The following is a 20,288-nucleotide window of genomic DNA, read 5'->3' on the forward strand; positions in this document are numbered from 1 at the left end:
AGGACCGATGGGCGTTCCGAACACTTTGGCAGCTGGTCGGCGACCAACCGACGGAATGCTGCGGTTGGCGCAGAATATTGCGCAAAATAAAAAGCGGGACAGCTTGGGACAGACGACGGTTCCTGCCCGCGTTTATACCGATCCGGACTACTGGGTCCTTGAAAAAGCGGCAATCTATGACCGTCTGCCGCAAATCTTATGCCCCAGCGCGCTGCTTCCCGACAACGAAATGGCGGTGCCGCACGATGGAACGGGGCGGCCCCTGCTGATCACCCGGGACGCGCAAGGCAATGCGCACGTGTTTCTCAACGTGTGCCGCCACCGCGGAACCCGGCTTGTGGAAGGCAGCGACACACAGTGCACCAAAAAGCTGGTGTGCCCCTATCATGCCTGGACCTATTCGGTTGACGGGCGCTTGCTCGCCCTGCCCAGACCCGACACGTTTCCCGACTTGGACAAGGGGGCCATGGGGCTTGTCGAACTACCGTCTAAAGAAACCGGCGGACTGATCTGGTTCTGCCCGCACGAGGACACAGCCGATTTCTCGCTGGCGGAAGAAGTGGGTGAGGACTTCGACGCGCTTGGCATGGGCGAGCATTTGCTGTTTCGCCGCAAGACCCACGAGGTCAACGGTAACTGGAAGCTCATCATGGATGCTTTCCTCGAAAGCTACCACGTAACGCGCCTACACGCCCAGACGATCGGCCCCTTCTTCAAGGACGGCGTCACCAGCGGGGACATGATCGGATCTCACGCCCGCAGTGCTGTTGGCAGGCTAGAGGAAATGGAGGGCGTGGACCTGAGCGATATGGACCAGATGCGCCGGGTCATTACCTTCGCCTATCAATTGCTTCCCGGCGCGCTGATCATCCCCAGCCCAGATTATATCAACGTCATGGTGATGATGCCGCAGGCCCATAATCGAACCCTCGTCGAAGACTTCATGCTCATCCCTGAACCGCCCGGCACCGACAAGGCACGCGATCACTGGGAACGCAGCTGGGCGCTGCTGGATGGCGGTGTCTTTGCAGGCGAAGATTTCCGTGCGGCCGAGCTTGGGCAACAAGGGCTGGAGACCGGCGCAGTGCCCGAACTGACCCTTGGCACCATGGAGGGCGGTATCAGGCGTTATCATGAGACTGTAGAGGAAGCCTTGCGCGCTGCAGGCTGAAGGCCTAATCGCGCACGCTATGTCCGACAACCGATTACCCGAAGAAGGCGACCGTATCGCCAAGCTGCTCGCGCGTGCTGGTGTTGCCAGCCGCCGAGAGATCGAGCGCATGATCGCTGACGGGCGCATTTCGCTCGATGGCAAAGTGCTCGATACCCCTGCCATCAAACTGATGAGCCTGCGCGGCGTATCCGTGGACGGTAAACCTGTTGGCCCCGCCGAAGCTACGCGGCTCTTTGCATTCCACAAGCCATCCGGCCTGATCACCGCCGAATACGACCCCAAGGGGCGACCAACGATCTATGCGGCGCTGCGCAACGCTTTGCCGAAAGATGCAGGCCGCGTGATGCCGGTAGGCCGACTGGACTTCAACACCGAAGGCCTGCTTCTCCTTACCAACGACGGCGAACTCAAGCGGGCGATGGAATTGCCATCTACTGGCGTACCGCGCACTTACCGCGCCCGTGCGTTTGGTGATGTGACCCAGGCAATGCTCGACAAGCTCATCGAAGGCATTGAAGTCGATGGCATACGCTATGGCCGGATCGAAGCTGATCTTGAGCGCGGTTCGGGCAAGAACCGGTGGATCCAGATGACAATCACCGAAGGCAAGAACCGCGAAATTCGCAAAGTGCTTGAACATCTCGGATTGCAGGTGAACCGCCTGATGCGCGTAGGTTACGGTCCGTTCGAACTTGACGACCTGCCCCGCGGCCAAGCGACCGAAATCCAGCCCGCAGAAGTCGAGCGGTATGCCAAACAGCTGAAGACGGCCAAGAAATGAGAATTATCGCAGGCGACTGGCGCGGCCGAAAACTTGCTGCGCCCAAGGGTGATGTCACCAGGCCAACAGCCGATCGCACCCGCGAAACCCTGTTCAATATTCTGAATAGCCGCTTGGGCAGTTTCGAAGACCTGTCTGTAGTGGACCTGTTTGCCGGTTCAGGCGCCCTTGGGCTCGAGGCTCTGTCCCGCGGTGCCGCGCATTGCCTGTTCGTCGAGCAGGAAGCCGATGCGGTCAAAACGATCCGCGCCAATGTCAGCGCACTCGATGCCCACAAGCGTGCAACAGTTCAGCAGGGATCAGTAATGAGCCTGGGACCAGCGAAGGGCGAGCATGACTTGATCCTGCTGGACCCTCCGTACGAATCCGGCGCAGGCATGGTCGCCCTCGACCGGATGAAGCGGCTTGGATGGATTGGCCCTGCTACTCTGATCGCGCTCGAAACTGCGCATTACGAGAAAGTGTCGGTGAAAGGTCTGGAGATTATCGACGACCGCCGCGTCGGCAAGGCCAGGATCAGTTTCATGAAGCTAAGCACCGAAGCGGAAAATTCGCCGCCGGAAGATTAACGAACCTCTGGCTCGGGCTTCGTTGGCGGTCGATACGGCAGCCTTGCCCGTGACAGCCACCTGACGAATGGCGCGTTGCTGCTGGTTTCAGGACGAAGAAAGGGGCAGGATCGCCATGGCAACTCCGCCCCCCTCCAAGCGTCGCCGCCACTAATATTGGCGGGACTCATGCTGTAATAAAATCAGTCGCCGCGTGTCGCCGGAAGCGGCTCGTCGATTTCGCTGGCGGGACGACCCGGCCAGTATTCGAGCGGACGATTGACGCCGGGGCCGCGTTTTCCAGCTTCCCACGCGTTGATGCAGTTATCTTCTTCATCGGACGAACAGATCGGAAGTTCGCCGCCGGCGTTCCGGTTTGCAGGCGTGGTCTGAACCACTTCGCTGCTTACAAAACGCGGGCCTGCCGAAGCAGACGCAGACGTACGGGCAGCAACCGCAGTCTCATTCGCATTGCCCATCTGGGCAGCGATTGCAGTCCACGCGCTCGCACGCTGGTCCGGTGTCATCTCATAGATGCGCACGCGCTGTTCGTCAGTCAGGACCCACCAGCCTGTCGCCTGTGCGGGATCGAGCGTCCAATAGTAATCCTGGGCGCCTGCGGGCCATGCATCATAGGTCATACGGCGTTCTTCTGGCCAACCGTCGTACATAACCTGCTGGTCAGCGCTCAGCACATATTCAGACATCTCGCCTTCCATATGATGATCGGCAAATGCGGGTGTAGCGGTGAATGCAAGCGCCGCGGCGCTGGCTAAAATGAGAATTTTCAAAGGGCTTCTCCTCGTTTCGACATTGCAAACACTACGCGGAACCCCGCCTTCTTGTTCCGAAAGGGGCATCAGCGCACTTGTGCTACAGGGTATCGTTCCCTAGCTGTTCTGTGAAGATGCCTGATCTCCCAGAACCCAGCGAAGTGGCCGAGACCGGCACGATTCCGCCTTATGCGGCCATGCTAAACGCGCCTCAGCGCGAAGCTGTGTTGACGACTGAAGGGCCAGTGCTGATGCTGGCCGGAGCAGGTACTGGCAAGACAGCGGCGCTGACTGCACGTCTGGCGCACCTTATCGCCACACGGCGTGCCTGGCCTTCCGAAATCCTCTGCGTGACCTTCACCAACAAGGCTGCCCGCGAAATGCGCGAACGCGTGGGGCGTCATATAGGCGATGCCGTAGAAGGAATGCCGTGGCTTGGCACATTCCATTCGATCGGTGCCCGCATGCTGCGCCGCCATGCCGAGCTGGTCGGGCTTCAGAGCAATTACACGATCCTCGACACCGATGATCAACTTCGACTGCTCAAGCAGATCATTCAAGAACAGGAGCTGGATGAAAAACGCTGGCCTGCGCGCCAACTTGCCGGACTGATCGATCGCTGGAAGAACCGGGGGCTCAATCCCGGCGATCTCGATTCAATCGAGAACGAGGCCTACGCCAACGGCCACGGCACCAAGTTCTACAAGCTGTACCAGGACCGGCTGAAGGCCCTGAATGCCTGCGACTTCGGTGATCTGTTGCTGCACATTCTGAACATCTTCCGCAAACATCATGACGTGCTGACCCAGTATCAGCAGCGCTTCAAGTACATCCTGGTCGACGAATATCAGGACACCAACCAAGTCCAGTATCTCTGGCTGCGCTTGCTCGCCCAGGAGCGCAAGAATATTTGCGTCGTAGGCGATGATGACCAGTCGATCTATTCATGGCGCGGCGCGGAAGTGGCGAACATCCTGCGCTTCGAGAAGGATTTTCCCGGCGCTGCGGTAGTCAAGCTGGAGCAGAACTATCGCTCCACACCGCAAATCCTCGCAGCCGCATCCGGGCTGATCAACGCCAATAGCGAGCGACTGGGCAAGACACTGTGGACGGATCTTCCCGCTGGCGAGAAGGTGCGGGTCGTCGGCATCTGGGACGGTCCGGAAGAAGCGCGCCGCGTAGGCGAGGATATCGAACGCCTGGAATCCGAAGGCGCCCCGCTGGATGAAGTCGCGATCCTCGTGCGCGCCCAGTACCAGACCCGCGAATTCGAGGACCGGTTCATCCAGATCGGCCTGAACTACCGCATCGTGGGCGGTTTTCGTTTCTACGAGCGTGCCGAAATCCGCGATATGCTGGCCTATCTGCGGGTCATCTCGCAACCAGCCGACGATCTGGCGTTTGAGCGTATCTACAACCAGCCCAAGCGCGGGCTCGGCGCAAAGACATTGGAAGCGATGCGTCGTCATGCCCGGCGAACCCAGTCACCGCTGGCCGCCGCTTCTCTCGACCTTGCTGACAGCGACGAGCTTCCCGCTCGGGCGCGCAACACGATGATCAGCTTGCTGGGTCAGTTCGTTCACTGGCGCGAGCAGGTGGACAAGATCACGCCGTCCGAACTGCTCCGCATTGTTGCCTCGGAAAGCGGCTATGAAGAAATGCTCCAGAAGGACCGCAGCCCGGAAAGCGCTGGCCGGCTGGAGAATATCACAGAGCTTGCCCGCGCGATGGAAGACTACGAAACGCTGGGCGAGTTTCTCGAGCACGTCGGCCTCGTCATGGATAACGACCGCGCCAACGACGGCGAAAAGGTCACCATCATGACGATGCACGCTGCCAAGGGCCTCGAATTTAATCATGTGTTCCTGCCCGGGTGGGAAGAAGGCGTTTTCCCGAGCCAGCGTTCGATTGACGAGGGCGGTCTTGCCAGCCTCGAAGAAGAGCGCCGTCTGGCCTATGTCGCCATTACCCGCGCCAAGCGCCGATGTACGATCCTGCATGCGGCAAATAGGCGGATTTACGGCCAGTGGACAAGCTCGATCCCGAGCCGGTTCATCGAGGAATTGCCGGACGAGTTCATCGAGAGCGAAACAACGATGTCGGGCGGCGCGTCACTTTGGCGTGCGAATTGGAGCGAGAATGACGATCCCTTCGCCCATGTCTCCATAAATCGCCCCGATCGTTCGACTGCGCGCGGTCCTGGCTGGCAGCGGGCAATCTCCACCGGCTATGATGCGACGCCGAAAAAGCTTGCCGAAACCGGTCGCAGCGCCGCAAGTTTCGCAGCAAAACCGCGAACCGATATCGCCATTGGCGCGCGCGTTTTTCACGATAAGTTCGGGTACGGTGTGGTCACCGATCAGGAAGGCAACAAGCTGACAATCGAGTTCGAGCAGGCAGGCGAAAAACGCGTGCTCGACAGTTTCGTCAAACCGACAGGCGATTAAGCGACCGCTTCGCTTTCTTCTTCTGGCTTCGCCGGTTTTCGCGTCCAATACCGCTTTTCGAACGGACGGAGCAATTCGCCGCCAATGGACCGCGTGCCTTCCTCGATCCCGGTCTCGCATCCGATGTACGGCTTGGGATCACAGTATGTACCGAACATCTTGTCCCACAGCGTGAGAGTATTTCCGAAGTTTGTGCCCATCAGCGCCTCATCACGGATGTGATGTAGGCGGTGTGCTGCAGGCGAGAGGAAAACCCGGCCAAATATGCCGAGCGTCCATGGCACATCGCAGTGAACAAAGAAGCCCCAGAACGCTATGCCTACGCCCGCAGCACCGATCGACCATTGCGGGAAGCCAAGCAGCAGCAAGAGCGAAAGATCGACGCAAACGCTGAGGAGTTTGCTGAGCGGGTGTTTTCGTTGAACGGTCAGCCACGAGAGCGCCGTATCGGCATGATGTGTCGCATGGATGCGCCACAGCATTGGTGAATGCTCCAGCCTGTGCCTGACGTAAATAACGAAATCATAGACCAGGAACGCACCAAGCAGCGTCAGCAGTTCGGGAACATTCGCCCAGAATCCGGCGAAACGCTCGCTCATGCCAAGGAACTCGCGGATCGCTCCGCTCGGCAAGGCAAAGAACGGCGCAAGGATCGCCAAATTGATGATCATCAGCGCCAGACTGGTGAGGAATTCCTTGCGGCCACGTTCCATGGCCGGGATAATCTGTGTCCGCTTCACCACCAAAGCGAGCGTTCCAAAGCATAGTCCAGCCAAAAATAGCAGGCTGAAAGTGCTTTTGAATGACTGTACGAAAATTTCCATAACGGCTCCGTAACTACGAGATTGTAGTTAGAGAGTTGTTAAGTCAACCTGCCGAAACTTCCAGGAACCCGGGCACAGGACCGTTCCATTCACCCGGATCAGAGGATTCGCCTTTCGCAGCGCCCTTGTGGGGCTTTTTCGGACGTTCCACCTTCTGAGGTTGCGCCTTTTCTGCGGCCTTCCTGGCTGGCTTGGGCCTGGGCTCCGACTTTTCCTCGGACTTTGACGGGGCCTCGGACACCGACTGGGCCTCCGCCTTGGACTCTTCTACCGGCTTGCGCGGCTTGCGCTCGCCCCTAGCTTTGCGCTCGGGCTTTTCGCTGGCGTCCTTCTTGCTTGCCGCAGGATCGATCAGTTCGACGCGGACGTCGCTCTTTCCGAACACCGGTATCTTGCTGCCGGTCAGCTTTTCGACGTTTGCAATGGCTTCGGCGTCCTCATTCGATACGAATGTAAATGCGCGGCCCTTGGCGCCTGCCCTGCCCGTACGGCCAATGCGGTGCACATAATCGTCGGGATGCCAGGGCGTGTCGAAATTGAATACGTGGCTCACGCCTTTAACGTCGAGACCGCGTGCGGCAACGTCACTGGCGACAAGGATATTCACCTCGCCAGCCTTGAACCGATCAAGCTCCTTGATGCGGCTCGACTGATCCATGTCACCGTGGATTTCGCTGCTCGAGAAACCGTGTTGCTGCAGGCTCTTGTTGAGCTCACGCACCGTGGTTTTGCGGTTGGCGAAAATGATCGCCGTTTCGACATGATCGTTCTTAAGCAACCAGCGAAGCGTCTCACGCTTCTGACGGCTTTGAACCGGGATCTTGAAGGCGGTGATGTCCTTGTTGGTCGTCGCCGCACGGCTGACCTCGATCCGCTTGGGATTCTGGAGGAATTTCTTGGCCAGCTTTTCGATTGGCGGCGGCATCGTCGCCGAGAACAGCATGGTCTGCCGTGTTTCGGGCAATTTGGAACAGATGAACTCGATATCCGGGATGAAGCCCATGTCGAGCATCCGGTCCGCTTCGTCGATAACCAGCAATTCGCAGCCGTTGAGCAGGATCTTGCCACGCTCGAACAGGTCCATCAGGCGGCCCGGCGTCGCGATAAGCACGTCCACGCCTTCGTTCAGAGCCTTGACCTGGTCGCCCATCTGCACGCCGCCAATCAGCAGCGCCAGTTTGAGATCGTGATTCTTGCCATACTTCTCGAAGTTTTCAGCAACCTGCGCAGCAAGTTCGCGCGTAGGCGCCAAGATCAGCGAGCGCGGCATGAGCGCACGGCGCCGACCACTGGCCATGACGTCAATCATCGGAAGAACGAAACTGGCGGTTTTACCTGTACCCGTCTGAGCAATCCCGATGATGTCTTTCATCATCAGGATAGGCGGAATGGCCTGCGCCTGGATAGGCGTGGGTTCGCTATAGCCGGCGTCTGCAACGGCTTTAAGCAGGTCAGGTGAAAGGCCGAGATCGGCGAAGTTCATGCGGCTGTCGAGTGCCCCCGGATTTGCGGAAAAGTGAAAAGGGCGCAAATTGCACACTCTTTCAGGTGCGCGCCTTTGCGCTTTTAGGCCGATTAGTCAAGAAAAAGCGGCCTCAACCCTCGGTTTCGAGCACCATTTGGCGTAGCCGAGTGATCTGGCACTTTGCCCCCGAACGACTCTGTACGAGGTCACGCTTGATACACAGGTTCCCATCTTTCGATGGCTCCATATAAAAACCGCGGTTGAAGCTGCGCGGGCTGCAGCCCTTTTCAAGCTCTGCAGACAAGACCTGGCGGTTCTTGAGGAACAACATCAGGCGGTCACCGCTGGCGGCAACTCCGCCGATCCGACTGGCATCGATGCATTTCCCGAATGAACGCTCAACCAGCCGCGCCGGCTCTGTATCGCGGGTTTCGGCCATCATGCTTTGCCTGACAGGGCCGCGCGCGGGAGAGACGCGCAAGATAACCCGCCCTTCGATCCGGACCTGTCGTTCGATTGCGGGCCCTACGCCCTCAAACAGCGGAGCCCATCCAGGCGCGTCGCTTGAAAGCGGCAGAGGCGAGACGCCGCGATTGTTGTCGCGAGACTGCTGCGCAACCTGCGCTTCACAGATCCCGTCCGCCTTGGGCAATGCATTCTCCTGGCCGCCATGAGACAACAGGAGCGCAATCGGCGCAGTCAGGGCGAACAGGCTGAACATCGGGGCTTTTTCAAGTTCCTCGTATTCGCGCCGAAGGAATTCAGCGCGTGTTTGTTGCACTGCCTCCCGACAATTGAATATCGGCTTAATTGGATTGCGCCGGATAGCAAGAGGTGGCCATTTGCCTATCCAGTGTGGCATGGATGCATCGATGAATTCAGACCTTGGGAAATTCGCCAGTGAGGCGGCCGATCTGCTTGGGACACGCGGCTTCACCTGCGATCCCGAACTGCTTGATCCGTGGCTGACGGACTGGCGTGGACGCTATCATGGGAAAGCAGTTGGACTTGCCTCGCCTGTGAGCACTTCGGAAGTCGCTGCAATAGTGGAATTGTGCGGCGTGCACGGAATCCCCATCGTACCCCAAGGCGGAAACAGCGGCATGTCTGGCGGCGCGACACCCGACAGCAGCGGCGATGCGCTGATATTGTCGCTCCGGCGCATGAATGGGGTACGGCAACTCGATACGAGCGCCATGCAAGTGACCTGCGATGCCGGGGTCGTCCTGCAGACCCTGCACGAGGCAGCGGCGAAGCACCGCTTGCGCTTTCCGCTCACATTGGGCGGCAAGGGTTCTGCGACGATTGGCGGCCTCATATCCACCAATGCGGGTGGAACGCAGGTCCTTCGGCATGGCACGATGCGCGCGCAGGTACTCGGCCTCGAAGCGGTGATGGCGGATGGCTCGGTGCTCGATACGCTCACTCCGCTCAAGAAGGACAATCGCGGGTTCGATCTCAAGCAGCTGCTGATCGGGTCCGAGGGGACGCTGGGAATTGTCACAGCAGCCACCTTGCGCCTGCTTCCGGAGACCAGTGATCGCCTGGTTATTTGGGCCGGCCTGCCGAGCCTCCAGCACGCGCGGCGACTGCTCCTGCATTGCGACAAGATTGCCGGTGATGCTCTCGAAGGTTTCGAAGTTATGCCCGCGCACTGTCTGACGGCGGTGTTGGACCACTTGCCCGATGCCCGGTCGCCATTGGCGCAGCAGCACGAGTGGAATGTCTTGATCGAACTGGTAGCCGCCGGAAACGGTGAAGACCTGCAAGCTCTTGCCGAAAACATGCTCACCGAAGCGTCCGAACAGGAATTCCTCGATGACGCGGTGATCTCAGCGAACGAGGCGCAAGCCGATACCTTCTGGCTTCTGCGCGATTCCATTTCCGCAGCCGAGCGGGCAATCGGTCCGGCGATGCAGCACGATATTTCAGTCCCGGTGGCGAAAATGCCCGACTTTGTAGAGACATCCTCGCCCCAGATAGAGAAACGCTTTCCGGGTACCCAGGTCGCTGCGTTCGGCCATCTCGGAGACGGCAATGTACATTTCCACGTCCTTGCACCGAAGGGTGCCAAACGCGGCGAATGGGAACTTGCCGAGGGCAAGGACATCAGCGCCTTTGTCCATGACCTGGTGACACAATGGGGCGGATCGATCAGTGCCGAGCACGGGATTGGCCAGATGAAACGCGATGAATTGGGCCGTCTCGGCGATCCCGCGGCGCTCGCTATCATGCGTTCAGTCAAACAAGCGCTAGACCCGCGGGGATTACTCAATCCCGGCAAACTCGTGCCGCTTGCGAAAACGGACGTGACAGCTTAAGGCGCGCAGCCAAGGGCGCGTGCCGGTTCCCAGGGACCAAAGTGCCTTATCCCAAAACGACTAAATCGACTTCGGAGACAAGACATGGCGAGCGCGCCGCAGCAGCCTCAACTGCCCCTATTTTTCAACGACCTGATGCCCCTCAACAGCCGTGATCACGCGAACTACAAGTCGCGAACTCTCGAAACTGCTCCGTGGCTGGCGAAGGCTCACGCAATTCCCCTGACCGTGGACGAATTTGTCCAGGCCCAGCGCAATTTCCCCATCGTCTTCTCGACCGGTGAAAACCCGCTTCCGCTCGCTCTGATGGGCCTCAACGAAGGCTTCAACACCTTCGTCGATAAGGACGGCAAGGTTTCTGACCCCGTCTACATCCCGGCTTACATCCGCCGCTATCCTTTCATGCTGGCCAAGCTCCAGCAGGATACCGATCAGCTGTCGCTTTGCTTCGATCCGACCAGCGATGCGGTTGGCGAATTCGACGAAGGTCGCCCGCTGTTCGAAAATGGCGAAAGCAGTGAAGCAACCAAGCAGATCCTCGAATTCTGCCAGAACTTCGAAGCTGCTGCTCAGCGCACACAGGCATTCCTCCAGCAGATCAAGGAAGCCGACCTCCTCATGGACGGTGAAGTCACGATCCAGACCGATGGCGATGACAAGCCTTTCGTGTATCGCGGTTTTGGCATGATCAACCAGGAAAAGCTTCAGGCACTGTCCGACGAGAAGGTTGCTGAATTCAACAAGAGCGGCCTGATGATGCTGATCCACGCGCACATGTTCTCGCTCGACAACATGCGTACGATCTTCTCGCGTCAGATTCAGCAGGGCTGGAAACCAGCTCCGCTTGCGACTGATGGCGCAGCAAACGCATAATCCAATTATGCGCAGGGCAACTTTGACCCGGCACAAACTCGAATTTTCGTGGCCGGGAGCGGTTGGCGCTCTCGGCCACGTGCTTTTGTGCGCTTCGGCTTTGCTTTTTAGCGGTTTTGCCTCGTCAGCGTCTGCTGGCGAAACGCAAGCCACGTCGCTGGAAACCTTCCAGAAAAAAGAAGACCTGCTCTACCGGACCGGATTCCGATTATCCCGGAGCAATGCGGAGTTTTGCAGTCGCCGAGAAAACTCTCTGGGCATCCTTATTCATGATGCCAGAGCCTACTGGAACCCTGAGGCTATCCGCTCCATTTTCAATCTTTCGGGAGATATCGGCGTACAGTCAGTCGCAGAAGGCTCACCTGCTGAAGGCGCGGGGTTAGCTCAGAACGATACCCTTATCGCCGTGAACGGTGTCTTGTTGGCGGACTTGCCAGTGAAGACGAAGGACGACTGGACAAGAGCGACCGCGATCGGGTCTTTGCTGAAGGGTTCCGCTGCTCGCTCCAGCGTTAGTGTCTCATGGATCGCGGGCAGCGGTGAATTCGTCAGCGCAAATATCGAACCTTTGCCCGTTTGCCTTTCAAGCTTCGAGTTGCTCAGTGGGAATGACGATGCAGCGGCCGATGGAACCCGCGTGCTCGTCGGAGAGAGATTGCCGGCCTTCGACTATCCCATCGACGAGTTCGCTGCCGTTCTTGCTCACGAGATGGCACACAACATTCTTGGTCATCTGGAGATGCGCGAGACAAAGAAGAATCGCCAATCAATAGTGCGCCAGACGGAACGTGAAGCTGATCGCCTGATGCCATGGTTGCTTGCCAATGCGGGCTATGATCCAACAGCGGCGGTCCGCATGATGGAGCGTTGGGGTCCGCGGCATGCCGGCGGCCTGTTCCGCAAGCGAACGCATGATGGATGGGATGAGCGCAGAGACATCATCGAAGCTGAAGTTTCACTGATCCAGAAATCGAGGACTATGCGCCCTGATCGCTCTGCCGACTGGTTGACACAATTCAATCTTGAGCTAGCGCGCTGATAGCATAAGGCCGACCGTTGTCAGAGATTGGCGAGTGCTTCCCCTATTGCGGGGGTACGATCTTTCGCGCTCGCAAGATATTCAAAATATTCGGAGAATTCTGTGCCAAGCATTACCCCTGTCGTTCTGTGTGGAGGTAGCGGGACTCGTCTTTGGCCACGCAGCCGTGCGACCAAGCCCAAACCGTTTATCCCGTTGCTGGGAAAGACGACGCTCTATCAGGAGACTCTACGCCGGTGCTCGGACCGGACGATTTTCACGAGACCGGTAGTCGTGGTGGGGGAACAACATCTTGAACATGCTGTACCGCAAGCGGGCAGCGTCGCACCCGATGCGCAGTTCATAGTCGAACCCGTGGGGCGCAACACTGCGCCCGCAATCGCGCTGGCTGCTCTTACGCTAGATCCGGACGCGATAATGCTGGTTTGCCCAAGCGATCATCATATTCTTGATACCGAGGCATTCAAGCGCGCGGCACAGGCCGCCGCCAAACTTGCCAGTGATGACTGGCTGGTGGCGTTTGGCATTTTAGCCACCGCACCGGAGACGGGCTACGGATATCTTCACCGTGGGGATAGGATCGGCGAAGGCTTTAATATCCAAAGCTTCGTCGAGAAGCCTGATCTACCAACTGCGATCGGATTCCTCGAGGACGGAAGTTATGCTTGGAACGGGGGCATCTTCGTTTTCAAAGCTGGCCGTTTTCTCGAAGAGCTGGCGCTGCATCGGCCCGAAATGGCCCGTGACACAGAACATGCCTACAAGACGGGGCTGAAAACCGACGGGGCTCTTCGACCGGAAGCGAACAGCTTTGCTGCAATCAAAGGTGAATCGGTGGACTATGCTGTTATGGAAAACACCCGAAGGGCAGCAATGGTAGATGCCTCGATGGGTTGGTCAGACATCGGCAATTGGGATGCGCTTCTTCACGAGCGCGAAAAGGACGAAAATGGCAATGTAATCATGGGACCGGGCGAGGTTATCGGCGCGTCAGGAAGCATGATCGATAGTGACGGACCCCACGTCACAATCTTGGGTGCAGACAACCTGGTGGTCGTGGTCGATGGTAACGACGTGCTCGTCACTGCTCGCAGCGCCGTCCAGCGCGTAGGCGAAGTCAGCCGTTGCAAAAAGAAATGATCCGCAAACTACCCCGCTCTTTCGTCGACAAGGTCTGGGGCGTTGAGCGACTACCGGCCCCCTTACCTCACCCGGCAGATGGGAAAATTGGCGAAGTTTGGTTCGAGCCTCCGCCCGAAGTCAGCCAACTGCTCGTAAAATATATCTTCGCCAGCGAACGGTTGTCGGTCCAATGCCACCCCAATGACCGCCAGGCAGAAGCTATGGGCTTGGGAAAGTGCGGTAAAAGTGAATGCTGGGTAATTCTGGACGCCGATCCTGGCGCAACCATCGCGATCGGGTTCCACGAGGAAATAACGTCCGAACAAATGCGGCGAGCAGCCGTGGACGGTTCCATCGTCGACATGCTGGAATGGCACGAAGTACGTGCAGGGGACGCGTTTTATATTCCTGCCGGCACAGTGCATGCAATTGGAGGCGGCGTCAGTCTGATCGAAGTGCAGCAAAACAGCGATGTGACCTTTCGCCTCTTTGACTACGGGCGCCAGCGTGAACTGCATCTCGACCGCAGCGTCGAAGTCGCGCTTACCGGTCCCTACAACAACGGCCACCGTAGCAAGATAGATGGGGACCAAGGCGTGCTCGTCGAGAGTCCGTATTTCGATTTACGGTTCTGGCGCGCTGGTAGTCTGGCCCCATTTCCCACCCTCCGTAAAGGACCGGCCCTGGTAATTCCATTTTCCGGCGAATTCGATGTGCAAGGCGAGAAGCTGGCACCGGGGGAATGCGCAATCCACACTGGACTTTCGGCAGATGCCATTTCTGGTGACGGAGTGCTGCTGATTGCAACGCCGGTAAACGAGGATTAAGTTCGCCGGCAGCTCTGGCCAATTAGATCAAAGCGGTCGCGCCGGCTCGAAATCAAAGCGATGCAATTACGCGTTTGATCTGGCTTATTTTCTGATCGGAGTGCGTAAGTCATTTGGAGTGAGGACCTTCGGTCAGCATTTAGACCGCGCGTCCGAACTCAATTCGAATTACTTGCTCTACTCCGCGGCTATCCCGACATCCGACAGGCACGACAGCCCGCTTAGAATCGCCCCGGAGATAAGTTTCGAAACATTCTCTCTACGACTAGTTGGCCGGTCCAGATCGGCATCGAGATAGGTTGTCCTGCACACTTCGATTTGTACTGCATGGATGTTTCGGCGCGGTCGGCCGTGACGATCAAGCGTATAGCATCCGGAATAAGGTCGATTTTGTGAGACACCACGCCCGTTCGATCGAAGATTACTCGTGATCCGGTAGCTTAGTTTGCTGTCACACGAAGTGCCGAACCGATCCCCAACTACGAAATCGATCGCAACAGTGGCTTGATCCGCGCGCGCTAGAGGCGGCATTGAATGCAAGTCGATCAGTATTGAGTAGCCCCATGCATCTCGGAGCCTTTCCAATTCCGATGCCAGCTTCTGATGATAGGGGCGATGGATCCCGTCGATCCGGGCCTCAAGCCGAGAGCGCTTCAATGGTTTCTGCCATAATTCACCCACTCCTGCGAGCCTGCGCGGGATAAGGCCCAGCCCAGTGCGCGCCCGGCGAGTGACTGATGAGGCTCGCGAATTCGATTGGGATCCGCCAACGATCATGCCCCAGTCGATGTCGTCTTCCGACCGGTTCAGATCCAGCATCGCTCTGGGGGCATTGGCCACAAGCAGGCTCGCTCCGATCTGCGAAGAGATCGCTTCCGCGATCTGTTCCACGTAGCGATCCTCTAACCTCCGCTCGAATATGCGCGGATATCTCGCTTCTTCGAGCACATTGCTTGGATAGGAACGTCCCGCATGAGGGGATGCGACGAGGATCGGCACCCGCGGTTCTACGAGCGATCGATGATAGAACGCCGGGTGCCCTAAGCCTTCAATGTAGCCGCCGGTTTCAAACTGCCAATCAGCTGCCGATTCGTTCAAGGGAGGCGCCATCTCGCGCATCTTGCGCGGAATAGCCGATCATGCAAGCAGAGCGGCGCCTCCTGTTCGCTCGACTAGGCTATGGTGAACATATCTGCTGTATTGAGACTATCTACCGGCTTCGCATCACCAAGCATGCCGTTGGCTGCTGGGATATCCGAAACCGTTCCAACGAAAAAGTCGCTCGCAGTGAGTTCGGTGCCCGGCGTGACCTTAGCGAAGATCTTCTTGCTCGCGCCGCCAGAACCGTCTTCATCGTAGTAGATATTCCCTGTGGCCTGGTCGTAGATAATGCGATCGGTTGAGTCTCGCGCACTTGTCCCGACAACGAAAGCCGAGGCGGCGAGCTGACCGCCCGAAATCGCGGCAAAGGCTTCAGGATCAAGCAGAATCCCGTCATCGCCGTTTCCGAAATCGAGAATTTCGTCGACGTGATTGGAGCCCTTAATATCGAAAAAGAACCAGTCTCCCCCAGCGCCGCCGGTAAGCTGATCATTCCCATTATTGCCATTCAGGACATCCTGATCATTGCCGCCGAACAACTGATCAATACCAAATCCGCCTTCGAGGATATCATCACCAGATCCACCCCGGATGACGTCGCTTCCGTCACTTCCTTTCAGCGTGTCATCCCCGTCGTCACCGTCGATGACATCGTTCCCATCGCCGCCGAACACGATATCATTGCCGTCATCACCTGAGATAATATCGCCGCTGTGACCGCCATAAAGCATGTCATCACCCACACCGCCGTGAAGCGTATCGCTACCACCGCCACCAAAAAGACGGTCAGGACCTTGCTGGCCAAATAACTCGTCGGCATCGCTTCCGCCGGCGAGGCGGTCATTGTTGAATCCGCCATAAAGGACGTCTTGCCCGCCACCGCCATCAATCCGGTCTGAACCAGCACCGCCGATCAGCGTATCGGCCCCACCTCCTCCGTAGATCCAATCATTTCCGTCGCGTCCATCGACGACGTCATTACCGCCACCCGCTCGAATCAAATTGCCGACATTATTGCCATTGATGACGTCGCTGCCGATTCCGCTGATAGTGTTTTCTATCACGGTGCCGCGACCGATCATGACGTTTCCAACCCGACCGCCGATATTCATGAAGACCTCGGCATTCAGATCGATCAATTGATCGGCACTGAATCCGCTGTAGTCCAATGTATCGTTTCCGGCGCTGTCCACGATCGTATAAGCAGTGTTATTGAACAGTGAGGCATCATGAATGTCGCGGTTCGAGGTACTGTTGAAACCGTAGGTCGTGTCCCCTGTACGTGTGGTCGTCGAAGCGCCGTAAAGCCTCAACACTGCGACCACATCGCCGTTCATCGGGCTGGTAACCGGCGCGTAATTGAAACCTAGTTCCTGAAAATAGAAATTCTCCGTCTGGCTGAAGTACGACATGACAGTCGTCGACCAGGCATCGTTGGCGTAAAGCGCATCGACAGAATAATCGGCCGAACCGTTGTAATTCCCGCCATGTCCCAATCCCAGCGCATGCCCGATTTCATGCACATATGTCTGGAAGGAATAGCTGCTAAGCGTGGTGCCGTACGTTGCGACCCAGTTGGCGGAAACATTGACCGTGGACCCTGTGATGGTCGAGCCGAAACGCGAAGACGATGCAAATGCCCCGTCTTCGGTATCCTGAAAGGTAATTTCGCCGGAGCCTGGGCTCGAGACAAAGTTGATGCCCGTGATATCAGACCAAAGCGCCATTGCCTCGATTGCGAGATACCGCGCGTCGGCCGGTAAAGCGCTGATGTCGTAGGTGATCTGACCGTCAGTGATGTCGTACGAACGAGCAGTCCCGCCCCAATAACCCTCGGTTAGCTGATCAGCAATCTGGTCGTAGTCGTATACCGGGAGAGGAACAGTCTCGGTGACTTCCAGCGTGTACTGACCCGTGTACTGGTTGGCGTAACTATCGACCTCGATATAATATGTGCCATCGGCAACAGCCTCAAATCGCAGTAGCGAGTTGTATCCGGCACCGCCGTCATCATTCAACGAAACCAAAACGCCGTTGGCATCATACAGCCTGAGATATGTATCCAAGACCGGATTGTCGCCAGAGCCAAAAAGCGAAATCGTAATTTCGTCGCCGGCCGACAGCTCGATCCTGATCCAGTCAGTATCACCAACGGTTTCGAGCTCGCTGGTGACTGATTCGCCGATTGCTATAGTGACCGCTGTCGTTGAATCACCGGCAATGTCGCCAGGCGGTACAACGATCGGGGTGGTCGAGCTCGTCGTCGACCCATTGGATACGGAGCCGCCCTGATCGTGCTTGTGGTCGTCATCGTTGCAATCATGATGCGAATGTGCGGAGAACGCTAAGGCGTAGCGGGCGCCATTCTCTTGTTCAGTCAAGCCAAGATTCATAGCACCGAATTCATCGAAAAAATTGCGCATCGTGCGACCTCCCTAAGCGCCGCACTTGATCCAAAGTACGGCAGCAAACCAACTTGGGCATCGCCCTATAGAAGAAGGCGTCCCAATCCGTTCAGCAACAAGGTAACCAAGTTGTGAAGAAAAGCGAAGCCCTAAGGCGATCGCAATCTTCCGCGGACTGTACTTTTAACTAATTGTTCGGGCTTGATATTGCCTGAACGCACCCGGTCTTTTCCAGTGGAACGCATCCGGTTCTGCCCAGTGAAAGGTGTGCGGGTCACTCTGTTCCATTTTCGAACGCGATGGAGAATGGAAATGGTAAATCGGAAATCCTTTCTTAAACAGCGTCTACTAGGAGCAGCGCATGAACCATTCCACTTCCGCCCAGATACTTCTTGCTGAAGATGATGAAGCGATGCGCGTGTACCTTGAGCGCGCTCTGCTCAAGGCCGGCTACAGCGTCGATTCAGTCGACCGCGGCACCGCTGCGATCCCCTATCTGGAGGACGGCGATTATGACCTGCTCCTGTCGGATATCGTCATGCCTGAAATGGATGGCATCGAATTGGCCCAGCGCTGCAACGAAATCAGTCCGCATACGAAAGTGATGTTCATCACCGGTTTCGCCGCCGTTACCCTCAAGGCGAGCCGCGAACAGCCGCACGCCAAAGTCCTTTCCAAGCCATTCCACCTGCGCGATCTCGTGATGGAAGTTGAGCGCGTTCTGGAAGACAAGATCAGCGCGCAGATTTAATTTTATTTCACACTTGCACGCTCTTGGGCCTCCGGCTAAACGGCGCGCCTGCCGACCAGTTCGGCTTGTTCGATGTGTGGGCGTATAGCTCAGTGGTAGAGCACTATGTTGACATCGTAGGGGTCCCAAGTTCGAACCTTGGTACGCCCACCATCGAAGCAGTCATGAAACTTCCCGCAGGGATCCTGGCGGAATGACTGAATGCGTTGCGCCAATCCCACGCATTGGCACAATAATCACGCGAATGATTGTGAAGATGTTCTTTCCTGCTAATGCGTGTTTGTGCAAACGGGCTCGTAGCGGGATCATGCTATTTCCGGCTTCCGCCAACTACAATGCGCAGATGCATGGGCGTCTGCCAAATTCCGGGTAAATTTCATCCGATGAAAAACCAAGCGAGAGAAACTCCGAGTTCATCACGGGTTTCGACGGAAGAAGGTGGTTCGGTCGCTAAACCTTTTGATCTTTTGGCTGCGGAATTTCAGAAAAATGCGCAAGCTAAGCGTCTATTCCGCAGCAGGGTAAAGATTGCCCTTGTCGCCGGCGACCTCACCATCCTGCTTGCGTCAATTTACGGATGGTCGCTGGGATACATCCCGGAACGGCTAGCCACATCCACGGCCGGGCTGCTTGCGATGGCCGTGATCCCGATCTATTTTTTCGTCGCCTATAATCAACGCGCATATCGGATTGCCGACAATACCCGCCCCGGCGTGCCAATATTTGCGGCACTATCGGGATTGCTGGCGTCAGTCGGCGGGGTTGTGCTGATGATCTTTCTGACCAAGACGACTGACATATCGCGTGTCGTCACAGTCGCATCGACGGCCACTTCGGCCATCGGGATATGCACTTTTCGAGCCTATGTTTCCTATATTGTTGGCCGCAATCTACCGTCAGGACAGTTTTCGACGCTGTGTATCTACGACGGTTTGCCGTTGAAGAGGGCGACACATGCCACCCAAATCGATGCTCAGGCATATGGCTTGTCAGCGAATGCTTCAGATCCCGAAATGATCGCCAAACTTGCTCAAATTACCAAGGATTTCGATCACCTTCTGGTTCACTGCCCGCCCAACAAAAGGCAGAAGTGGATTTCGGTCATGCGCTCTCTCAGCATACCGAGTGAGATCTTGCTGCCTGAACTCAACGACATCAATCCAATAGGTCTACGTATCCGTAATGCCGGCGTCAGCGGGATCATAACGGGAGGACCGCTGCAACTGCATGAACGCCTGCTAAAAAGGGCATTCGACCTGACAATCGTTGTGCTTGCCTTGCCATTTCTGCTGGTGCTAATCTTTGCCATCGGTATTGCCATCAAGCTCGATTCCAAGGGTCCAGTCTTGTTTTTCCAAGACAGGATCGGACGAGACAATCGGCCATTCCGGATCATTAAACTACGCACCATGCGTGTTGAGCAGTCCGACGCCCATGGCGCTCAATCGACGCAGCGTGACGATCCGCGAACCACCAAGTTGGGTGAGTTTCTTCGACGCACGAGCCTAGATGAAATACCCCAATTACTTAATGTGCTGCTCGGCGACATGAGCTTGGTAGGCCCTCGCCCCCACGCGAAGCTATCGAGAGCCGGTGAACGCCTGTTCTGGGAAGTCGATAGTGCCTATTGGCAACGGCACAGCGTGAAACCTGGGATCACAGGCCTCGCCCAAGTCAGAGGGCATCGAGGCAATACATTTCGTGAGGAGCACCTTCGAGCGCGGCTTGGTGCGGATCTGGAATATGTTGCAAACTGGTCCTTGCTCAATGATATCAAAATCATTCTGCGAACGTTCCGAGTTTTGGCGCACGACAACGCATTCTAACGATCAGGCCC

The 20,288-nt window shown here is 57.1% G+C and carries 17 protein-coding genes and 1 tRNA gene; 12 read left to right on the forward strand and 6 right to left on the reverse strand.

Annotated features, from left to right (window positions below; all coding sequences use genetic code 11):
- Positions 1-103: 103 nt before the first annotated feature.
- Genes K3166_RS06845 through rsmD form a run of 3 tightly spaced genes read left to right on the forward strand, consistent with a single transcriptional unit; the run spans position 104 to position 2,524 of the window.
- Complete coding sequence (locus K3166_RS06845) at positions 104-1,171, forward strand: aromatic ring-hydroxylating oxygenase subunit alpha (protein WP_247714559.1); 1,068 nt, start codon at positions 104-106, stop codon at positions 1,169-1,171.
- 19 nt (positions 1,172-1,190) lie between these two features.
- Positions 1,191-1,955: a pseudouridine synthase gene (locus K3166_RS06850; protein ID WP_221421560.1), complete on the forward strand. Its 765-nt coding sequence runs from the start codon at positions 1,191-1,193 to the stop codon at positions 1,953-1,955.
- A complete protein-coding gene (gene rsmD, locus K3166_RS06855) occupies positions 1,952-2,524 on the forward strand; it encodes a 16S rRNA (guanine(966)-N(2))-methyltransferase RsmD (RefSeq protein WP_221421561.1) in 573 nt (190 codons plus the stop codon). Before K3166_RS06850 ends, rsmD begins: the two co-directional genes overlap by 4 nt.
- 182 nt (positions 2,525-2,706) lie before the next feature.
- Here rsmD and K3166_RS06860 read toward each other — a convergent pair whose 3' ends face one another.
- Positions 2,707-3,294, reverse strand: coding sequence for a hypothetical protein (locus K3166_RS06860; protein ID WP_221421562.1), 588 nt, complete (start codon positions 3,292-3,294; stop codon positions 2,707-2,709).
- 116 nt (positions 3,295-3,410) lie between these two features.
- Between K3166_RS06860 and K3166_RS06865 the strand changes: the two genes are divergently transcribed.
- Positions 3,411-5,723: an ATP-dependent helicase gene (locus tag K3166_RS06865; RefSeq protein ID WP_221421563.1), complete on the forward strand. Its 2,313-nt coding sequence runs from the start codon at positions 3,411-3,413 to the stop codon at positions 5,721-5,723.
- On the opposite strand, the gene K3166_RS06870 is transcribed toward K3166_RS06865, so the two are convergent.
- From K3166_RS06870 to K3166_RS06880, 3 genes are all read right to left on the reverse strand, one after another.
- Positions 5,720-6,547, reverse strand: a complete 828-nt coding sequence (locus K3166_RS06870) for a sterol desaturase family protein (RefSeq protein WP_221421564.1) — start codon at positions 6,545-6,547, stop codon at positions 5,720-5,722. The genes K3166_RS06865 and K3166_RS06870 overlap by 4 nt on opposite strands.
- Before the next feature lie 43 nt (positions 6,548-6,590).
- Positions 6,591-8,030, reverse strand: coding sequence for a DEAD/DEAH box helicase (locus tag K3166_RS06875; protein WP_221421565.1), 1,440 nt, complete (start codon positions 8,028-8,030; stop codon positions 6,591-6,593).
- Positions 8,031-8,142: 112 nt separating this feature from the next.
- Positions 8,143-8,793, reverse strand: coding sequence for a hypothetical protein (locus K3166_RS06880; protein WP_221421566.1), 651 nt, complete (start codon positions 8,791-8,793; stop codon positions 8,143-8,145).
- A gap of 79 nt (positions 8,794-8,872) precedes the next feature.
- Between K3166_RS06880 and K3166_RS06885 the strand changes: the two genes are divergently transcribed.
- From K3166_RS06885 to K3166_RS06905, 5 genes are all read left to right on the forward strand, one after another.
- The gene (locus tag K3166_RS06885) at positions 8,873-10,333 is read left to right on the forward strand and encodes an FAD-binding oxidoreductase (RefSeq protein ID WP_247714560.1); all 1,461 of its coding nucleotides are present in this window, start codon (positions 8,873-8,875) and stop codon (positions 10,331-10,333) included.
- Positions 10,334-10,417: 84 nt separating this feature from the next.
- The gene (locus K3166_RS06890) at positions 10,418-11,206 is read left to right on the forward strand and encodes a SapC family protein (RefSeq protein WP_221421567.1); all 789 of its coding nucleotides are present in this window, start codon (positions 10,418-10,420) and stop codon (positions 11,204-11,206) included.
- Positions 11,187-12,245 (forward strand): M48 family metallopeptidase, encoded by a 1,059-nt coding sequence (locus tag K3166_RS06895; RefSeq protein ID WP_221421568.1) that lies wholly within the window; start codon positions 11,187-11,189, stop codon positions 12,243-12,245. Before K3166_RS06890 ends, K3166_RS06895 begins: the two co-directional genes overlap by 20 nt.
- A gap of 102 nt (positions 12,246-12,347) precedes the next feature.
- Positions 12,348-13,385: a mannose-1-phosphate guanylyltransferase gene (locus tag K3166_RS06900; protein ID WP_221421569.1), complete on the forward strand. Its 1,038-nt coding sequence runs from the start codon at positions 12,348-12,350 to the stop codon at positions 13,383-13,385.
- Positions 13,382-14,194 (forward strand): class I mannose-6-phosphate isomerase, encoded by an 813-nt coding sequence (locus K3166_RS06905; protein WP_221421570.1) that lies wholly within the window; start codon positions 13,382-13,384, stop codon positions 14,192-14,194. The genes K3166_RS06900 and K3166_RS06905 overlap by 4 nt, the downstream gene beginning before the upstream one ends.
- 177 nt (positions 14,195-14,371) lie before the next feature.
- Here K3166_RS06905 and K3166_RS06910 read toward each other — a convergent pair whose 3' ends face one another.
- The gene (locus K3166_RS06910) at positions 14,372-15,313 is read right to left on the reverse strand and encodes an N-formylglutamate amidohydrolase (protein WP_221421571.1); all 942 of its coding nucleotides are present in this window, start codon (positions 15,311-15,313) and stop codon (positions 14,372-14,374) included.
- A 53-nt stretch (positions 15,314-15,366) separates the two neighbouring features.
- Positions 15,367-17,718 carry a M10 family metallopeptidase C-terminal domain-containing protein gene (locus K3166_RS06915; RefSeq protein ID WP_221421572.1) on the reverse strand — a complete coding sequence of 784 codons (2,352 nt, stop codon included), beginning with the start codon at positions 17,716-17,718 and terminating at the stop codon, positions 15,367-15,369.
- Positions 17,719-18,061: 343 nt separating this feature from the next.
- On the opposite strand from K3166_RS06915, the gene cpdR reads away from it, so the two are divergent.
- The 3 genes from cpdR to K3166_RS06930 all read left to right on the forward strand — a co-directional run bounded on the left by cpdR (position 18,062) and on the right by K3166_RS06930 (position 20,277).
- The gene (gene cpdR / locus K3166_RS06920) at positions 18,062-18,451 is read left to right on the forward strand and encodes a cell cycle two-component system response regulator CpdR (protein ID WP_221421573.1); all 390 of its coding nucleotides are present in this window, start codon (positions 18,062-18,064) and stop codon (positions 18,449-18,451) included.
- 78 nt (positions 18,452-18,529) lie between these two features.
- Positions 18,530-18,604: transfer RNA gene (locus K3166_RS06925), tRNA-Val, on the forward strand.
- A gap of 194 nt (positions 18,605-18,798) precedes the next feature.
- Positions 18,799-20,277 carry a sugar transferase gene (locus K3166_RS06930; protein ID WP_221421574.1) on the forward strand — a complete coding sequence of 493 codons (1,479 nt, stop codon included), beginning with the start codon at positions 18,799-18,801 and terminating at the stop codon, positions 20,275-20,277.
- The last annotated feature ends 11 nt before the right edge of the window (positions 20,278-20,288 follow it).

Source organism: Qipengyuania psychrotolerans (genome assembly GCF_019711355.1).
Lineage (GTDB): Bacteria > Pseudomonadota > Alphaproteobacteria > Sphingomonadales > Sphingomonadaceae > Qipengyuania > Qipengyuania psychrotolerans.